This is a genomic window from Pseudonocardia lutea, assembly GCF_042658055.1.
In the GTDB taxonomy this organism is placed as follows: Bacteria; Actinomycetota; Actinomycetes; order Mycobacteriales; family Pseudonocardiaceae; genus Pseudonocardia; species Pseudonocardia lutea.
The window spans coordinates 115,923-131,658 of record NZ_JBHSQK010000008.1; the positions used below are offsets into that span (position 1 = coordinate 115,923).

The 15,736-nt window shown below is 73.6% G+C and carries 10 protein-coding genes and 1 pseudogene; 8 read left to right on the forward strand and 3 right to left on the reverse strand.

The window, feature by feature from the left end:
- Positions 1–17 precede the first annotated feature (17 nt).
- Positions 18–452: pseudogene (locus ACFQH9_RS05245) on the reverse strand (PH domain-containing protein); the annotation flags it as partial.
- A 300-nt stretch (positions 453–752) separates the two neighbouring features.
- Here ACFQH9_RS05245 and ACFQH9_RS05250 point away from each other — a divergent pair.
- From ACFQH9_RS05250 to ACFQH9_RS05280, 7 genes are all read left to right on the forward strand, one after another.
- The gene (locus ACFQH9_RS05250; RefSeq protein ID WP_379564740.1) at positions 753–2,702 is read left to right on the forward strand and encodes an acetolactate synthase large subunit; all 1,950 of its coding nucleotides are present in this window, start codon (positions 753–755) and stop codon (positions 2,700–2,702) included.
- Positions 2,695–3,204, forward strand: a complete 510-nt coding sequence (ilvN, locus tag ACFQH9_RS05255) for an acetolactate synthase small subunit (RefSeq protein WP_037044872.1) — start codon at positions 2,695–2,697, stop codon at positions 3,202–3,204. The genes ACFQH9_RS05250 and ilvN overlap by 8 nt, the downstream gene beginning before the upstream one ends.
- A gap of 74 nt (positions 3,205–3,278) precedes the next feature.
- Entirely contained in the window at positions 3,279–4,283 is a 1,005-nt protein-coding gene (gene ilvC / locus ACFQH9_RS05260; protein WP_379564741.1) for a ketol-acid reductoisomerase, read from the forward strand.
- Positions 4,284–4,474: 191 nt separating this feature from the next.
- The gene (locus ACFQH9_RS05265; RefSeq protein WP_379564742.1) at positions 4,475–5,470 is read left to right on the forward strand and encodes an LLM class flavin-dependent oxidoreductase; all 996 of its coding nucleotides are present in this window, start codon (positions 4,475–4,477) and stop codon (positions 5,468–5,470) included.
- A 161-nt stretch (positions 5,471–5,631) separates the two neighbouring features.
- Complete coding sequence (gene serA, locus ACFQH9_RS05270) at positions 5,632–7,239, forward strand: phosphoglycerate dehydrogenase (protein WP_379564743.1); 1,608 nt, start codon at positions 5,632–5,634, stop codon at positions 7,237–7,239.
- A gap of 222 nt (positions 7,240–7,461) precedes the next feature.
- A complete protein-coding gene (locus tag ACFQH9_RS05275) occupies positions 7,462–10,623 on the forward strand; it encodes a S8 family peptidase (RefSeq protein ID WP_379564744.1) in 3,162 nt (1,053 codons plus the stop codon).
- Between the two features lie 236 nt (positions 10,624–10,859).
- The gene (locus tag ACFQH9_RS05280; protein ID WP_379564745.1) at positions 10,860–11,912 is read left to right on the forward strand and encodes a 3-isopropylmalate dehydrogenase; all 1,053 of its coding nucleotides are present in this window, start codon (positions 10,860–10,862) and stop codon (positions 11,910–11,912) included.
- 75 nt (positions 11,913–11,987) lie between these two features.
- Here the strand turns inward: ACFQH9_RS05280 and ACFQH9_RS05285 are convergent, their stop codons facing one another.
- Positions 11,988–12,302, reverse strand: a complete 315-nt coding sequence (locus ACFQH9_RS05285) for an EthD family reductase (protein ID WP_379564746.1) — start codon at positions 12,300–12,302, stop codon at positions 11,988–11,990.
- 273 nt (positions 12,303–12,575) lie between these two features.
- Here ACFQH9_RS05285 and cimA point away from each other — a divergent pair, with 273 nt between their 5' ends.
- On the forward strand, positions 12,576–14,201 hold the full coding sequence (cimA, locus tag ACFQH9_RS05290; protein WP_379564747.1) for a citramalate synthase: 1,626 nt from the start codon (positions 12,576–12,578) through the stop codon (positions 14,199–14,201).
- A gap of 244 nt (positions 14,202–14,445) precedes the next feature.
- Here the strand turns inward: cimA and ACFQH9_RS05295 are convergent, their stop codons facing one another.
- Complete coding sequence (locus ACFQH9_RS05295; protein ID WP_379564748.1) at positions 14,446–15,723, reverse strand: FAD-dependent oxidoreductase; 1,278 nt, start codon at positions 15,721–15,723, stop codon at positions 14,446–14,448.
- Positions 15,724–15,736 lie beyond the last annotated feature (13 nt).

The window sequence follows — 15,736 nt, forward strand, 5'->3', positions numbered from 1 at the left end:
GCCGGATCGGGCAGCCTGCCGCCGGAGACGGCGGCCAGTGCGGGGAGGTCGCGGACGTGGACGGTCGGCAGCGGTAGCTCGGTCCCGTCCGTCAGCACCGCGCTGACCCGGGATTTCTTGCCCAGTCGCAGCGAGCTGATCTCCGCCCACGGTACGCGCCGCGAGGAGAACGGACGACGAACGGTGACCGACTCCGCGTCGACGACGGTCCGCACGCGCAGGATCCAGTAGGAGAACGCCACCGGCAGCAGGTAGACCAGCCACAGCCACGGCGCCCCGAACGCGAACGGGATCGCCGTGACGAGGAAGAACGCGGCGGCGGCCAGGGCCAGCGGCGAGCGGCGGAAGGACAGCCGCGTCGGCAGGGTCCGCGGGGGCAGCTTGTCGGCCGAGGCGACGTGCCCCTCCGCGAGACCCGGCCTGCTGGTGTGCTCTGCGCTCACGTCTCCCATGGTCGCACCTCCACCGACGGTTCCCGCGCCGTACCCGGACCGCAGGCGCTCCCACGATCCGGGACCACCCGTCCCAGCCGGTTGACGCCCGCCGCCGCACGCGTGTTAACGTCGTCGCCATGTCCGCCCTCCGAATTCTCGTACTTCCCAGGCGCGTCCACGCCTGAGTAGCTCCCGAGTACTCGGACCACGACGCGCCACCCTCGTCACGCCTGGCCCAGGCGGCGGGGGTTTTTTCATGTCCAGGGCGCACCACCACCAGCACCGATCATCGGCATCGACAGCAGCGAGGCAGCGCAGATGACCACCGCCACGCCCCGTCCCGGCACCCCGGGACCCAGACCGGCACCGCCGCCGGGACGCGCAGGAGTGCCCGCGGGCCGCCAGAACGGCGCCCCCGGCCAGCGTCCCGACGTCGTGCCCGGGCCGCGATCCGGCCCGGAGCAGGTGACCGGGGCCCAGTCCCTCGTGCGGTCGCTCGAGTCGATCGGGTGCGACACCGTCTTCGGCATCCCCGGCGGGGCGATCCTGCCGGCCTACGACCCGCTGCTGGACTCGACGAGCGTGCGGCACGTCCTCGTCCGGCACGAGCAGGGCGCGGGGCACGCCGCCACCGGGTACGCACAGGCCACCGGGAAGGTCGGCGTCTGCATGGCGACCTCGGGTCCGGGCGCGACCAACCTCATCACCCCGCTCGCCGACGCGCACATGGACTCGGTCCCGGTCGTGGCGATCACGGGCCAGGTGGCCCGGCCGCTGATCGGCACCGACGCGTTCCAGGAGGCCGACATCACCGGCATCACCATGCCGGTGACCAAGCACAACATGCTGGTGACCGACGCCGCGGAGATCCCGCGGGCGATCGCCGAGGCGTTCCACCTGGCCGCCACGGGCCGACCCGGCCCGGTGCTGGTGGACATCTCCAAGGACGCGCTGCAGGCCCGGACGACGTTCTCCTGGCCGCCGGAGCTCAAGCTGCCGGGCTACCGCCCGACCACGCGCCCGCACGGCAAGCAGATCCGCGAGGCGGCCCGGTTGATCGCGGGCGCGCGCAAGCCGGTGCTCTACGTCGGTGGCGGCGTGATCAAGGCCGAGGCCTCGGCCGAGCTGCTCGAGCTCGCCGAGCTCACGAACATCCCGGTCGTCACCACCCTGATGGCGCGCGGGGCGTTCCCGGACAGCCACCCGCAGCACGTCGGCATGCCCGGCATGCACGGCACCGTCGCGGCCGTCGGCGCGATGCAGAAGGCCGACCTGCTGGTCGCGCTCGGCGCGCGGTTCGACGACCGGGTCACCGGTCAGCTGTCGACCTTCGCGCCCGACGCGAAGATCGTCCACGCCGACATCGACCCGGCGGAGATCAGCAAGAACCGGCGGGCGGACGTCCCGATCGTCGGAGACTGCAAGGAGATCCTCACCGAGCTGATCGAGGCGGTGCGCGCCGAGCGCGAGAGCACCGTCGCCGACCTCTCGGCCTGGTGGCGGCAGCTCGACCACTGGCGCGGCACCTTCCCGCTGGGCTACGACTGGCCGGACGACGGCTCGCTGTCGCCGCAGTACGTCATCGAGCGGATCGGCGCCATCGCCGGCCCGGAGGCGCTCTACGCGGCCGGCGTCGGCCAGCACCAGATGTGGGCGGCGCAGTTCGTCAAGTACGAGAACCCGCGGACCTGGCTCAACTCCGGCGGCCTCGGGACCATGGGCTACGCGGTCCCCGCGGCCATGGGCGCCAAGACCGGCGCGCCGGACAAGGTCGTGTGGGCCATCGACGGCGACGGCTGCTTCCAGATGACCAACCAGGAGCTCGCCACCTGCGCCATCGAGGGCATCCCGATCAAGGTGGCCGTGATCAACAACGGCAACCTGGGCATGGTCCGGCAGTGGCAGACGCTCTTCTACTCGGAGCGCTACTCCAACACCGACCTCGGCACGCACAAGCACCGCATCCCGGACTTCACGCTCCTCGCCGAGGCCATGGGCTGCGTCGGGCTGCGCGCGGAGTCGAAGGACGACGTCGACCGGGTCATCCGGCAGGCCATGGAGATCAACGACCAGCCCGTCGTCATCGACTTCACGGTCGGCGCGGACGCGCAGGTCTGGCCCATGGTCGCGGCCGGCACCGGCAACGACGAGGTCATGGCGGCCCGCAACATCCGCCCGCTGTTCGAGGGCGACGAGCTGTCCGCCGGCGTCGACGAGGTCAGCGAGGTCACCGAGCGGGCTCTGGAGGACGGGGCGTCCGATGACTGAGACCCACACGCTGTCGGTCCTCGTCGAGGACAAGCCCGGTGTCCTGGCCCGGGTGTCGGGCCTGTTCTCGCGCCGCGGCTTCAACATCATCTCGCTCGCGGTGGGGCAGACCGAGACGCCGGGGATCTCGCGGATGACGATCGTCGTCTCCGTCGAGGACTTCCCCCTCGAGCAGGTCACCAAGCAGCTGAACAAGCTGATCAACGTGATCAAGATCGTCGAGCTGGAGCCCACCGCCTCGGTGCAGCGCGAGCTCCTGCTCGTCAAGGTGCGCGCCGACGCGAGCGTGCGCAGCCAGGTCCTGGAGACCGTGCAGCTGTTCCGGGCGAAGGTGGTCGACGTGGCCCCCGAGGCCCTGACCGTCGAGGCCACCGGCACGATGGACAAGCTGAACGCGCTGCTCCGGATGCTGGAGCCCTACGGGATCCGCGAGATGGTGCAGTCCGGGATGGTGGCCGTCGGCCGCGGACCCCGGTCCATCACCGCCACGTCGGCCCGCTGAGGACCTGCTTGTCAGGGTCCGACCATCGGTACTGATACTTGCCAGACCCGCTTCGAGAGGACTTCCCACCCGTCATGAGTGTCAACATCTACTACGACGACGACGCCGACCTGTCGATCATCCAGGGCCGCAAGGTCGCCGTGATCGGTTACGGCTCCCAGGGCCACGCGCACGCGCTGTCGCTGCGTGACTCCGGCGTCGAGGTGAAGATCGGCCTCCCGGAGGGCTCGAAGAGCCGGCAGAAGGCGCAGGACGAGGGTCTGGAGGTGCTCACCCCGGCCGAGGCGTCCGCGTGGGCCGACCTGATCATGATCCTGGCGCCCGACACCAAGCAGCGCTTCATCTACGCCGACGACATCGCGCCGAACCTGAAGAGCGGCGACGTGCTGGCCTTCGGCCACGGCTTCAACATCCGCTACGACCTGATCAAGGCCCCGGCGGACGTCGACGTCGTCATGATCGCCCCGAAGGGCCCGGGCCACCTCGTCCGTCGCCAGTACGTCGACGGCAAGGGCGTGCCCGCGCTCATCGCCGTCGAGCAGGACGCCTCCGGGAACGCCAAGGCGATCGCCCTCTCCTACGCGGCCGGGATCGGCGGCGCCCGCGCGGGCGTCATCGAGACCACCTTCAAGGAGGAGACCGAGACCGACCTGTTCGGCGAGCAGGCGGTGCTCTGCGGTGGCGCGGCCGCGCTGGTGCAGACCGGGTTCGAGGTGCTCACCGAGGCGGGCTACGCCCCGGAGATCGCGTACTTCGAGTGCCTGCACGAGCTCAAGCTGATCGTCGACCTCATGTACGAGGGCGGCATCGCCAACGAGCGCTTCTCCATCTCCGACACCGCCGAGTACGGCGACCTCACCCGCGGCCCGCGCGTGGTCAACGCGGCGACCAAGGCGGAGATGAAGAAGATCCTGGGCGAGATCCAGGACGGCACCTTCGCCCGCGAGTGGGTGGCCGAGGACGAGAACGGCCGTCCGAACTTCTCCCGCCTGCAGAAGGAGGGTGCCGAGCACCCGATCGAGCAGGTCGGGGAGAAGCTCCGCGGCCTGATGAGCTGGGTGGGCGAGAAGGCCAAGTGACGCCGTGAGCGGCAACTGCCCCTGGAGGGGGCACCTGCCGCTCACGACCCCCCACCTGACCTGCGGTTCCGGCGGCGTCCCTGCGTGAGCGGGGGCGCCGCCGCCGTGTGTCGGCGGTCGCTCGCGGAAGAGGACGGGCCCCGGCGGCGTTGGAGCCTGAGTCTGTGCCCGCCGGACGAGAGGTGCCCGCCGTGTCCCTGCCCCTTCCGCTGTCGATCCTCGACCTCGCCACCGTCTCCGAGGGCGAGAGCGTCCGTGAGGGCCTGGAGGCGAGCGTCGCGCTGGCGCAGCGCGCGGAGCAGTGGGGCTTCCGGCGCATCTGGTACGCCGAGCACCACAACATGCGCTCGATCGCCTCGTCGGCGACCAGCGTGCTCATCGCGCACGTCGCCGCGCACACCGAGCGGATCACCCTCGGCGCCGGCGGCGTGATGCTGCCCAACCACTCGCCGCTGCAGGTCGCCGAGCAGTTCGGCACCCTCGCCGAGCTCCACCCCGGCCGCATCGAGCTGGGCCTCGGTCGCGCCCCCGGTACCGACCAGGAGACCTTCCGCGCCCTGCGCCGCGACCCCACGGCGTCGGAGCGCTTCCCGCAGGACGTCCAGGAGCTGCAGGCCTTCCTCGGCGACACCAGCCTGGTGCCCAACGTCGACGCCTACCCGGGCCGCGGCACCGGCGTCCCGCTGTCGATCCTCGGCTCGTCGCTCTACGGCGCGCAGGTCGCCGCGCTGCTCGGCCTGCCGTACGTGTTCGCCTCGCACTTCGCCCCCGAGGCCCTGCAGCAGGCCGTCGCCCTGTACCGCCGGGAGTTCCGCCCGTCGGCGCAGCTCGCCGAGCCGCACGTGATGGCGGGCGTCAACGTGATCGCCGCGGACTCGCAGGAGGAGGCCGAGACCCTGCGCCGCGCCGTGCAGCGCCAGCGGGTGCGGCTGTTCTACAGCCGGGGCGGCCGCTCGCTCACGGACGAGGAGGCCGAGGCCGTGCTCGACACCCACGCGGGCGAGCAGATCCGCACGATGACCCGCTACACCGCCGTCGGCACGCCGGACGTGGTCGCCCGCTACCTCGAGGAGTTCGCCTCCACCGCGGACGCCGACGAGCTGATCGTGGCCAACTCCGTCGCCGACCGCGAGAGCTGGTGGCGCAGCTGGGAACTGCTCGCGGACAAGGTGCAGAACGCCGGCTGAGCCTTGGCGGGGTGCCCTCCGGTTCGGCACACTTCACCTCCGTGCGACCCGGCGGTGGTATCAGCGGGACCACGCCGGGGGTCGTCCTGTCGGACCGTCCACCTAGAATCGACGGCGGTCCGAGTCCCGTCCGCCCTTGATCCGTGGAGCATCGCGTCGCCGTGAGTACCGCAGCCGCCACCCGTCCCGTCGTCCTGCTCGCGGAGAAGCTCGCGCCCTCCGCGGTGGAGATGCTGGGACCGGACGTCGATATCCGGCACGTCGACGGCACGGACCGTCCCGCGCTGCTCGAGGCCCTCGCCGACGCCGACGCCCTGCTCGTCCGCTCCGCCACCAAGGTGGACGCGGAGGCGCTGGCCGCGTCGACCCGGCTGAAGGTCGTCGCGCGCGCCGGGGTCGGCCTGGACAACGTCGACGTCCCCGCCGCCACGGCCCGCGGGGTCATGGTCGTCAACGCGCCGACCTCCAACATCGTCTCCGCCGCCGAGCACGCCATCGCGCTGCTGCTCGCCACCGCCCGGCACATCCCGGCGGCCGACGCGAGCCTGCGCCAGGGCCAGTGGAAGCGCAGCCAGTTCGGCGGCGTCGAGCTGCAGGGCAAGACGGTCGGCGTGGTCGGCCTCGGCAAGATCGGCCAGCTCGTGGCGCAGCGCCTCGCGGCGTTCGACGTCCGGCTCGTGGCCTACGACCCCTACGTCGCCCCGGCCCGCGCGGCCCAGCTGGGCATCGAGCTGCTGTCGCTCGAGGACGTGCTGCGGGTGTCGGACTTCATCACGATCCACCTGCCGAAGACCCCGGAGACGCTGGGCCTGATCGGCAAGGACCAGCTCGCGCTGACCAAGCCGGGCGTCATCATCGTCAACGCCGCACGCGGCGGCCTGATCGACGAGGACGCGCTGGCCGAGGCGGTCCGCTCCGGGCACGTCGGCGGCGCGGGGATCGACGTCTACGTCTCCGAGCCCACCACCTCCAGCCCGCTGTTCGAGCTGGAGAACGTCACGGTCACCCCGCACCTCGGGGCGTCGACGGCCGAGGCGCAGGACCGCGCGGGCACGGACGTCGCCAAGTCGGTCCAGCTCGCCCTGGCCGGCGAGTTCGTGCCCGACGCGGTGAACGTGCAGGTCAGTGGGGCGGTCGGCGAGGAGGTCCGGCCCTGGCTGCCGCTGGTGCAGAAGCTGGGCACGGTGCTCTACGCCGTCGCCGGGCGGGTGCCCACCTCGGTCACGGTCGACGTCGCGGGCGAGCTCGCCTCCGAGGACGTCTCGGTGCTGTCGCTGGCCGCGCTGCGCGGCGTGTTCACGCACGTCGTCGAGGACCAGGTCACGTTCGTGAACGTCCCGGCACTGGCCGCGGACCGGGGCGTGTCGGTCGAGCTGACCACCGCCCCGGAGAGCGAGAACCACCGCTCGGTCGTGCAGCTGCGCGCCGCGATGCCCGACGGCGAGGCCATCACCGTCTCCGGCACGCTCACCGGCCGCGCCCAGGTCGAGAAGCTGGTCGAGGTCAACGGCCGGCACTTCGACCTGCGCGCGGAGGGCGAGGTCCTGCTCCTCGAGTACGCCGACCGCCCGGGCGTGATGGGCCGCGTCGGCTCGCTGCTCGGCGAGGCCGCGGTGAACATCGAGGCCGCGCAGATCAGCCAGACCACGGACGGAGCGGACGCGATCATGCTGCTCCGCGTCGACCGCGCGGTCGACCCGGGTGTGCTCGAGCCGATCGGCGCCTCGGTCGGTGCCCGCACCACGCGCCTGATCAGCTTCGACGACTGAGCCGGTCCTGAAGGAACGGCACTTCCGCTCACGGCTGGTGAGCGGAGGTGCCGTTCGTGCGTTCCGGGGCCGTCAAGCGGGCCGTTCATGATCACACCCGCCCGGGTAGGAACTCCTCACCCGATGCGGTGGGCGCTCCGCGGATCGCCGATCACCCAGCGTCGGCCGATCTAGGTTCCTCCCCGCCGCACCGCGTCCGCCGGTCGGCGGAAGGAGTGGTCGGTGCACGGCGCGCGGTGGCGGAGGGTGACCTGTCTGGGCGTCGCGGGGTTGACCGCCTCGCTGCTCCTCCTCACCGCCGGGCCCGCCGCGGCACGGCCCGCGCCGACCCTGCAGAACGTCTTCGTCGAGTTCGACGACACCTCCGCCGTCGCCGACTACACCTCGGCCCTGCCGCGGGGCCGCGACGTCGCCGCGCAGGTCGCCACCGAGACCCGCGCCCGCATCGACTCGAAGATCGCGGACGTGCTGGGCGGTCTGGGCGGCACCGAGGGCGAGCGCGAGCTCTACCGCACCACCAACGCCGTCCCCGGCGTCGCGGTCCGGGCCGACGCCGCCACCGCCGCCCGGCTCGCGAGCCGCCCCGGCGTGCGCTCGGTCCGCCGGATCACCGACGCCCGGCCCAGCAACGCCTCCGCCGACCAGCTCGGCCGCACCCTGCAGACCTGGCAGGACACCGGCCGCCTCGGCCACGGTGTCCGTATCGGGATCGTCGACACCGGCGTCGACTACACCCACGCGGACTTCGGCGGCCCCGGCACCGTCGCGGCCTACGACGCGGCCCGCGCCGGTCGCGGCACCTTCCCGACCGACAAGGTCGTCGGCGGGATCGACCTCGCGGGCGACGACTACGACTCCTCGGCCGGCGACCCCGCCCGGACCGTGCCGAAGCCGGACGACGACCCGCTCGACTGCGAGGGCCACGGCACCCACGTCGCCGGGACCGCCGCCGGGTTCGGCGTGAACGCCGACGGCACCACCTTCCGCGGCGACTACGCCGGCCTCACCCCGAACGCACTGGACGCGATGCGGATCGGCCCCGGCGCCGCGCCGCTGGCCGAGCTGTACGCGATCCGCGTGTTCGGCTGCTCGGGCTCCACCGCGCTCACCCCGCTGGCCCTCGACCGGGCCCTCGACCCGGACGGCGACGGCGACTTCGCCGACCGCCTCGACGTCGTCAACCTCTCGCTCGGCTCGGACTTCGCCCCGGCCGACGACCCGGTCAACGACTTCGTGCAGCAGCTGATCGACAACGGGGTGACCGTGGTGGCCGCGGCGGGCAACGCGGGCGATGTCACGGACGCGGCGGGGGCCCCGGCGACCACGCCCGCCGCCATCGCCGTGGCCAACGTCCGCGACGCCGGCGTGCTGCTCGACGGCGCCGAGGTCCTGGCACCCGAACCGCGCCGGGTCACCGGCCAGTACAGCGTCGACTTCTCCGGCACGCCGGACGTCACCGGGGAGGTCGTCGCCCTCCCGGCTGCGAACGCCGAGGGCTGCGAACCCTTCTCCGGGGTCGCCGGCAAGATCGTCTGGCTGGAGTGGCCGGAGGGCGACGACGCCCGCACGTGCGGCTCCGCGGTGCGCGCCGACAACGCACGGGCCGCCGGCGCGGCCGGGGTGCTGCTGACCTCGACGGCGCCCGAGCCGGGCGGGGTCGGGATCGCGGGCAACGCCACCGTGCCGATGTTCCAGCTCGACGGGCCCTCGACCGCCGCGCTCCGCCCGGCCCTGCAGGCGGGCACCCTGCGCGTCCACCTCGACGGCCGGCTCGCCCAGAGCGCGTCCGTGCAGGTCCCCGGCATCGCCGACACGATCAGCGTGAGCTCCTCGCGGGGCGGGCGCGGCCCGGGCGTGAAGCCGGACGTCGCGGCGCCGGGGGAGTCGATCGTCTCCGCGGCGGTCGGCAGCGGGGCCGGCCGGGCGAGCAAGACCGGTACCTCGATGGCCAGCCCGTTCGTCGCCGGCGTCGCCGCGCTCGTGCGCGAGGCGCATCCGGAGTGGTCGCCGGAGGAGGTCAAGGTCGCGATCGTGACGACGGCCGCCGACGTCCGCAGCCCGGCCGGGGACCCGATGGCCCCGATGCGGGTCGGAGGGGGCCGGGTGGACGCCCGCGCGGCGCAGGACCCGCCCGTCCTCGCCGCCGACGCCGAGGAGCCCGGCGCGGTCGGCGTGGCCTTCGGCGTGGTCGAGGTCCCGGCGGGCCGGACGGTCACCGTGACGAGGACGCTGCGGGTCAGTGGGGCCGCGACGCTGCGGTACGAGCCCGTCACCGCGATGCCGGGCGTGACGATCGCCGTCAGCCCCGCGCGGATCGACGGGCCCGGGACGGTCACCGTGCGGCTCACCGCGCAGGCCGACGCGCTGCGGAAGACCCTCGACCCGACCATGGCCGCCACCCAGGCCGGCCGCCCCCGCCAGTTCGTCGCCGACGCGTCGGGCCGCATCGTGCTCACCGCGGGCGGGCGCGAGGTGCGGGTACCGGTGACCTCCGCGCCCAAGCCCGTCGCGAGCCTGGCCGCGACGCGGGCGGGCGGCGAGGTCGTGCTCACCGGCGCGGCCGTGGACCAGGGGAGCGGGTCGCAGGCCTACCGCTCGCGGGCCGGGGTGTTCCGGCTGCTCGCGACGAGTCCCCGGCTGCCGCGCTGCCGGTCCGGGCTGTCCGTCGGCTGCGTCGCCAACGACACCGGCCAGGGCGGGGACGTCCGGTGGGTCGGGGCGGCCCGCTCCGGCGACACGATCGGGATCGCGGTGTCGATGTGGGGCACCCTGCCGGACGTCGGCGCGACCACCGTCCCGACCGTCGGGTTCGACGTCGACGGCGACGGGTCCGTGGACCGCGCGGTCGGCCTGGTCAAGCGGCCGGGGACGGACGTGCTGCTCGCGCAGGTCCTGGACCTGCGGACCCGGACCCCGGACGGGTACGCCGAGGTCGACGCGCTGCCGGTGAACGGGTTCGAGGGCGACACCGACACGAACGTCTTCGACACCGACACCTGGGTGCTGCCGGTCCACCTGTCCGCGCTCGGTGTCGACCCGGCCGCCGCGTCCGCGCCGCTGCGCATGCAGGTCGTGGTCGAGGGCGACTACGGCCCGACGGACACGGCGAACCCGGGTGCCGAGCCCACGGCGCCGGTCGACGCCGTCGACGTCCCGGAGGCCTGGGACCCGCTCGCCGAGCCGGCGAGCGCCGAGCCGTTGCTGCGCCCCGCCGACGCGGGCACGCGCCTGCCCGCCCCGGCCGGCCCGCTGCTCGTCGTGCTGCCGCAGAACCCGGCCGGGGCGCACGCCGCGACGCTCGACGGGCCCGCGGCTCCCGCGGCCGCCCCGGCCGGTGATCTCGTCACCGCACCGCTCGCCCCCGCCGCTGCTCCGTCCGGGTGACGGCGGGCGTCCGGGTCGGGACCCCGCCGTCGGCCGGTCCCGGCCCGGGGCGCACAATCTGACCCGCTCGGGGGTGTGTCGGGCCGGATCGGGCTGCCGGCTGGCACGACTTCACCAGCCCGGGGGACCCCGATGGAGTGGACGGCGGCCGGTCGCCGCCGCTCCAGCGGGTAGCGTTCGGAAGCCGCCCGATCGCACGCCGTGGTGGGGCGTATCGAGAGAGGACATTTCGCAGCATGCGCCTTGCGGTCATTCCCGGCGACGGCATCGGGCCGGAGGTCATCGACGAGGCCCTGAAGGTCTTGCACGAGGTCTCCCCGGACGTCCAGACCACGACCTACGACCTCGGCGCGGCCCGCTGGCACTCCACCGGCGAGCTGCTGCCGGAGTCCGTCCTCACCGAGCTGCAGCAGCACGACGCGATCCTCCTCGGCGCGGTCGGCGACCCGTCGGTGCCGAGCGGCATCCTCGAGCGCGGACTGCTGCTGCGCCTGCGCTTCGAGCTCGACCACCACGTCAACCTGCGCCCGGCGCGGCTCTACCCGGGGGTCCGCGGCCCGCTCGCCGGCAACCCCGAGATCGACATGGTCGTGGTTCGCGAGGGCACCGAGGGCCCGTACGTCGGCACCGGCGGCCTGCTCCGCAAGGACACCCCGCACGAGGTCGCGACCGAGGTCAGCACCAACACCGCGTTCGGCGTCGAGCGCGTGGTGCGGGACGCGTTCGCCCGCGCCGAGCGCCGCCCGCGCAAGCACCTGACCCTGGTGCACAAGACGAACGTGCTGACCTTCGCCGGCGCGCTGTGGTCGCGGATCGTGGAGGAGGTGTCCCTGGAGCACCCGGAGGTCTCGGTCGCCTACCAGCACGTCGACGCCACCACGATCCACCTGGTCACCGACCCGAGCCGGTTCGACGTGATCGTCACCGACAACCTGTTCGGCGACATCCTCACCGACCTCGCGGCCGCCGTGACCGGTGGCATCGGCCTCGCGGCCAGCGGCAACCTCGATGCCAGCGGCCGCAACCCGAGCATGTTCGAGCCGGTGCACGGCTCGGCGCCGGACATCGCCGGCCAGGGCATCGCCGACCCGACCGCCGCGGTCCTGTCGGTGGCGCTGCTGCTCGACCACGTCGGCCAGCAGGACGCCGCGCGCCGCGTCGAGGCCGCGGTCGCGTTCGACCTGGCGACCCGCGACCACAGCGCGACCGGGCACACCCAGGCGATCGGCGACCGGCTCGCCGCGCTCGTGTCCAGCCGCACCGCGGAGCCGGCCTCCACCGAGGCCTGAGCCCCCTCGACACGAAACACGGCCCGGCACCCCACGCGGGGTGCCGGGCCGTCGTCCGTTCCGGGTGCGTCCGGGTCAGACGACCCGCTGGAGCTCACCGATCAGCATCGTGGCGCCGGCCTGCGCGAAGTTCGCCAGGTCCTCGTTGGCGGCCTTGCCCTCCGGGGTCCCCATCGCCTCCTGCATGACCTCGGCCGAGGCGAAGGTGAGGGTCGCGATGAGGTGGTACTGCGGGGCCGAGCCGTCGGGGCCGGGGCCCGGCCGGACGATCGTGAACGACTCCAGGTTCGGCAGCTTCGCCGCCAGCGGGGCGTGCACCTCGTCGTAGTGCTTGTCGAACGCGGCCGCGTCCGCGGGCGGGTTGTACAGGACGGTCAGGGAGATCGACACGAACGGTCCTCCGGGGAGTACGGGTCGCGGACTCCGGCGTCCGCGACGTCGTCCCCCATCTTCGAGGCGACTGCATCAGGACAACAGGGTCTCCCACGATGTGGGAAGCCTGTGTGACATCGCGGGACGCGCCGGGCAGACTGCCTGCGTGCGCCTCACCAGCGTGATCATTATCTGCTAGCGCGTCGCAGCTCATCGGAGCCGACGCGCAGACCTCTCGCATCCGCGGGGGGTCTTTTTTGTTGCCCGACCACCACCACACGGAGAACCCGGATGTCCCGCACCACGCCCGCCGGCACGCCCCTCGGCGACGCCTTCCACGTCTACGACACCACGCTGCGGGACGGGGCCCAGCGCGAGGGCATCTCGTACTCGGTCGCCGACAAGCTCGCCGTCGCCCGGCACCTCGACGCGCTCGGCGTCGGGTTCGTCGAGGGCGGGTGGCCCGGGGCGCTGCCCAAGGACACCGAGTTCTTCGCCCGGGCCGCGGCCGGCGAGCTCCCGCTGCGGCACGCCGTGCTCGTCGCGTTCGGCTCCACGCGGAAGGCCGGGGTCCGGGCCGAGGCGGACCCGCAGGTCCGCGCACTGCTGGATTCCCGGGCGCCCGTCGTGACGCTGGTGGCGAAGTCGGACCGCCGGCACGTCGAGCGGGCGCTGCGCACGGACGTCGCCGAGAACTGCGCGATGGTGGCCGACACCGTGTCCTTCCTGCGCCGCGAGGGCCGGCGGGTGTTCGTCGACGCCGAGCACTTCTTCGACGGCTACCGCTTCGACCCGGACACCTCGCTGCGGGTGCTCGACGCGGCCATGACCGCGGGCGCCGACGTCGCGGTGCTGTGCGACACCAACGGCGGGATGCTCCCGCTCGGGCTCGCCGAGGTGGTGCGCGAGGTCGCCGAACGGACCGGCTTCCGGCTGGGCATCCACTGCCAGGACGACACCGGCTGCGCGGTCGCCAACTCCGTCGCCGCGGTCCAGGCCGGGGCGACGCACGTGCAGTGCACGGCCAACGGCTACGGCGAGCGGACGGGCAACGCCGACCTGTTCGCCGTCGTCGGGAACCTGGCGACGAAGCTGGACATGCCGGTCCTGCCGGCGGCCGGCCTCGTCGACCTGACCCGGACCTCGCACGCCCTCGCCGAGATCGCCAACCTCGCCCCGGACACGCACCAGCCCTACGTCGGGGCGTCGGCGTTCGCGCACAAGGCGGGGCTGCACGCGAGCGCGATCAAGGTCGACCCGGAGCTGTACAACCACATGGACCCGGCCGAGGTCGGCAACACCCAACGGGTCCTGGTCACCGAGATGGCCGGGCGAGCGTCGGTCGAGCTCAAGGGCGCGGAGCTGGGCCTGGACATGGCCGCCAGCCCGGAGGCCGTGTCGGCGGTCGTCGGGACGGTGAAGGAGCGGGAGGCGCAGGGCTGGTCCTTCGAGGCCGCCGACGCCTCCCTCGAGCTGCTGATGCGCGGGGCGCTGGGGGAGGAGTCGCCGGTGCCGTTCGCCCTCGAGTCCTACCGCGTGATCATCGAGAAGCGCGCGGGCGCCGACGCGGTCGCCGAGGCCACGGTGAAGCTGCTGGTCGACGGCGAGCGGCGGATCGCCACGCGGGAGGGCAACGGCCCGGTCCACGCCCTCGACGCTGCCCTGCGCGCCGCGCTGGAGCCCTCCTGCCCGTGGCTCGCCGACGTGGAGCTGTCCGACTACAAGGTGCGCATCCTGACGCCCGGCGGCTCGGCGGGCACGCACGCGGTCACGCGGGTGCTGGTGGGGACGAGCGACCACCACGGGGAGTGGACGACGGTCGGGGTCCACACCAACGTCGTCGAGGCCAGCTGGTTGGCGCTGGTCGACGCGCTGGCCTTCGCCGCCCTCCGCACCCGCACCCCGGTGGCGGTCTGAGTCCGTGCCGGCCTGATCCCGTCGCCGCGGGTCGCGCCGTGGCGTGATCACCGAACGTGGACGCACAGGGCTGTCCAACGAGCCCGGCTCCGCCGTCCATGATCACCTGTTGTGGACGGCGCGGGTCGGATTTCGACCCTTGCCGTCCACGGTCGGTGATCTTGCTACGGGACGGCCGGTCCGCGGGGCAGGGCAGCCCTCCCGACCCGCCGACCGTCACCGCGTCCGCGGATCCGACCGCCGCTCACACGGGCGCCGGCTCCTTCACCGGGGCCTGCGGCCGCCGGGCCCAGCCCGGGGCGTGCTCGGGCAGCAGTCCCAGCCCGAACAGCCGCGCGGGCACGATCTGCAGCTTCGGGTGCCGCTTCACGAACCGGACCGTCGGCGGCAGCTCGGTGGCCGGCGCCACCGGGGCGTCGGGGTCGAAGTCGAGCGCCGCGCCCAGGATCACCCGGTGCGCCCCGCGCTGGACGGCCTGGATCACCGCCGCCGGCAGCCACCGCCGCGCCTGCACCGCCGCCAGCCGCAGTGGGGACACCGGCCCCGAGCGCAGGCCCGGGCCGAGGATGCGGGCCGCGGCGACGGCGTCGGCCACCGCGAGGTTGATCCCGACCCCGCCGACGGGCGACATCGCGTGCGCGGCGTCCCCGATCAGCAGCAGGCCCGGCTTCGACCAGCGGCGGAGCCGGTCGAGCCGGACGTCGAGGAGCGAGACGTCCTCCCAGCTCCGCAGCGCCCCCACCCGGTCGGTGGTCCACGGGATGAGCCGCGACATCCGCGTCCGCAGCGTGTCGATGCCCTTCGCGCGCAGCTCGGCGTCCCCGCCCTTGCGGATCAGGTAGCCGCACTGCCAGTAGTCGCCGTGGTCGATCATGACCGCGAAGTGCCCCCGGGTGAACCGCCCGACGCCGCCCTCGGGGTCACCCTCGAGGCGGGGCAGCCGGAACCACTCGACGTCGAGCGGGACGCCGAACGCCCGGCTCCGCAACCCGGAGGCCGCCCGGACGGTCGAGCGCCGGCCGTCGGCGCCGACGGTGAGCGTGGCGTGCAGCGAGTGCTCCTCGCCGCTCACCCGGTCCCTCCAGCGCACGCCGGTGACCCGGTCGCCCTCGGTGAGCAGGCCGGTGACCTCGGCGTTGCGCACCAGGGTGAAGGTCGGCTCCTCCTCGGCGGCCGCTGCGAGGAGGTCGAGGAAGTCCCACTGCGGCGCGAGCGCGATGTAGGGCCGCGGATGGTGGAGCAGCGAGAAGTCCCCGATCTTCACGGTGCCGCCGTCCAGCATCGCCCGGACGCTGTCGATCCGGCGGTGCGGCATCGCGTCGAACCGCGCGCCGAGGCCCAGCTCGTCGAGCAGCTCGAGGGTCGAGGGATGAACGGTGTCGCCGCGGAAGTCCCGCAGGAAGTCGGCGTGCTTCTCCAGCACGGTGACCTCGACGCCCGCCCGGGCCAGCAACAGCCCGAGGACCATCCCCGCGGGGCCGCCACCGACGACGCAGGCGGTGGTGCGGTCGTTATTCATCATGCGTTGAAATGTA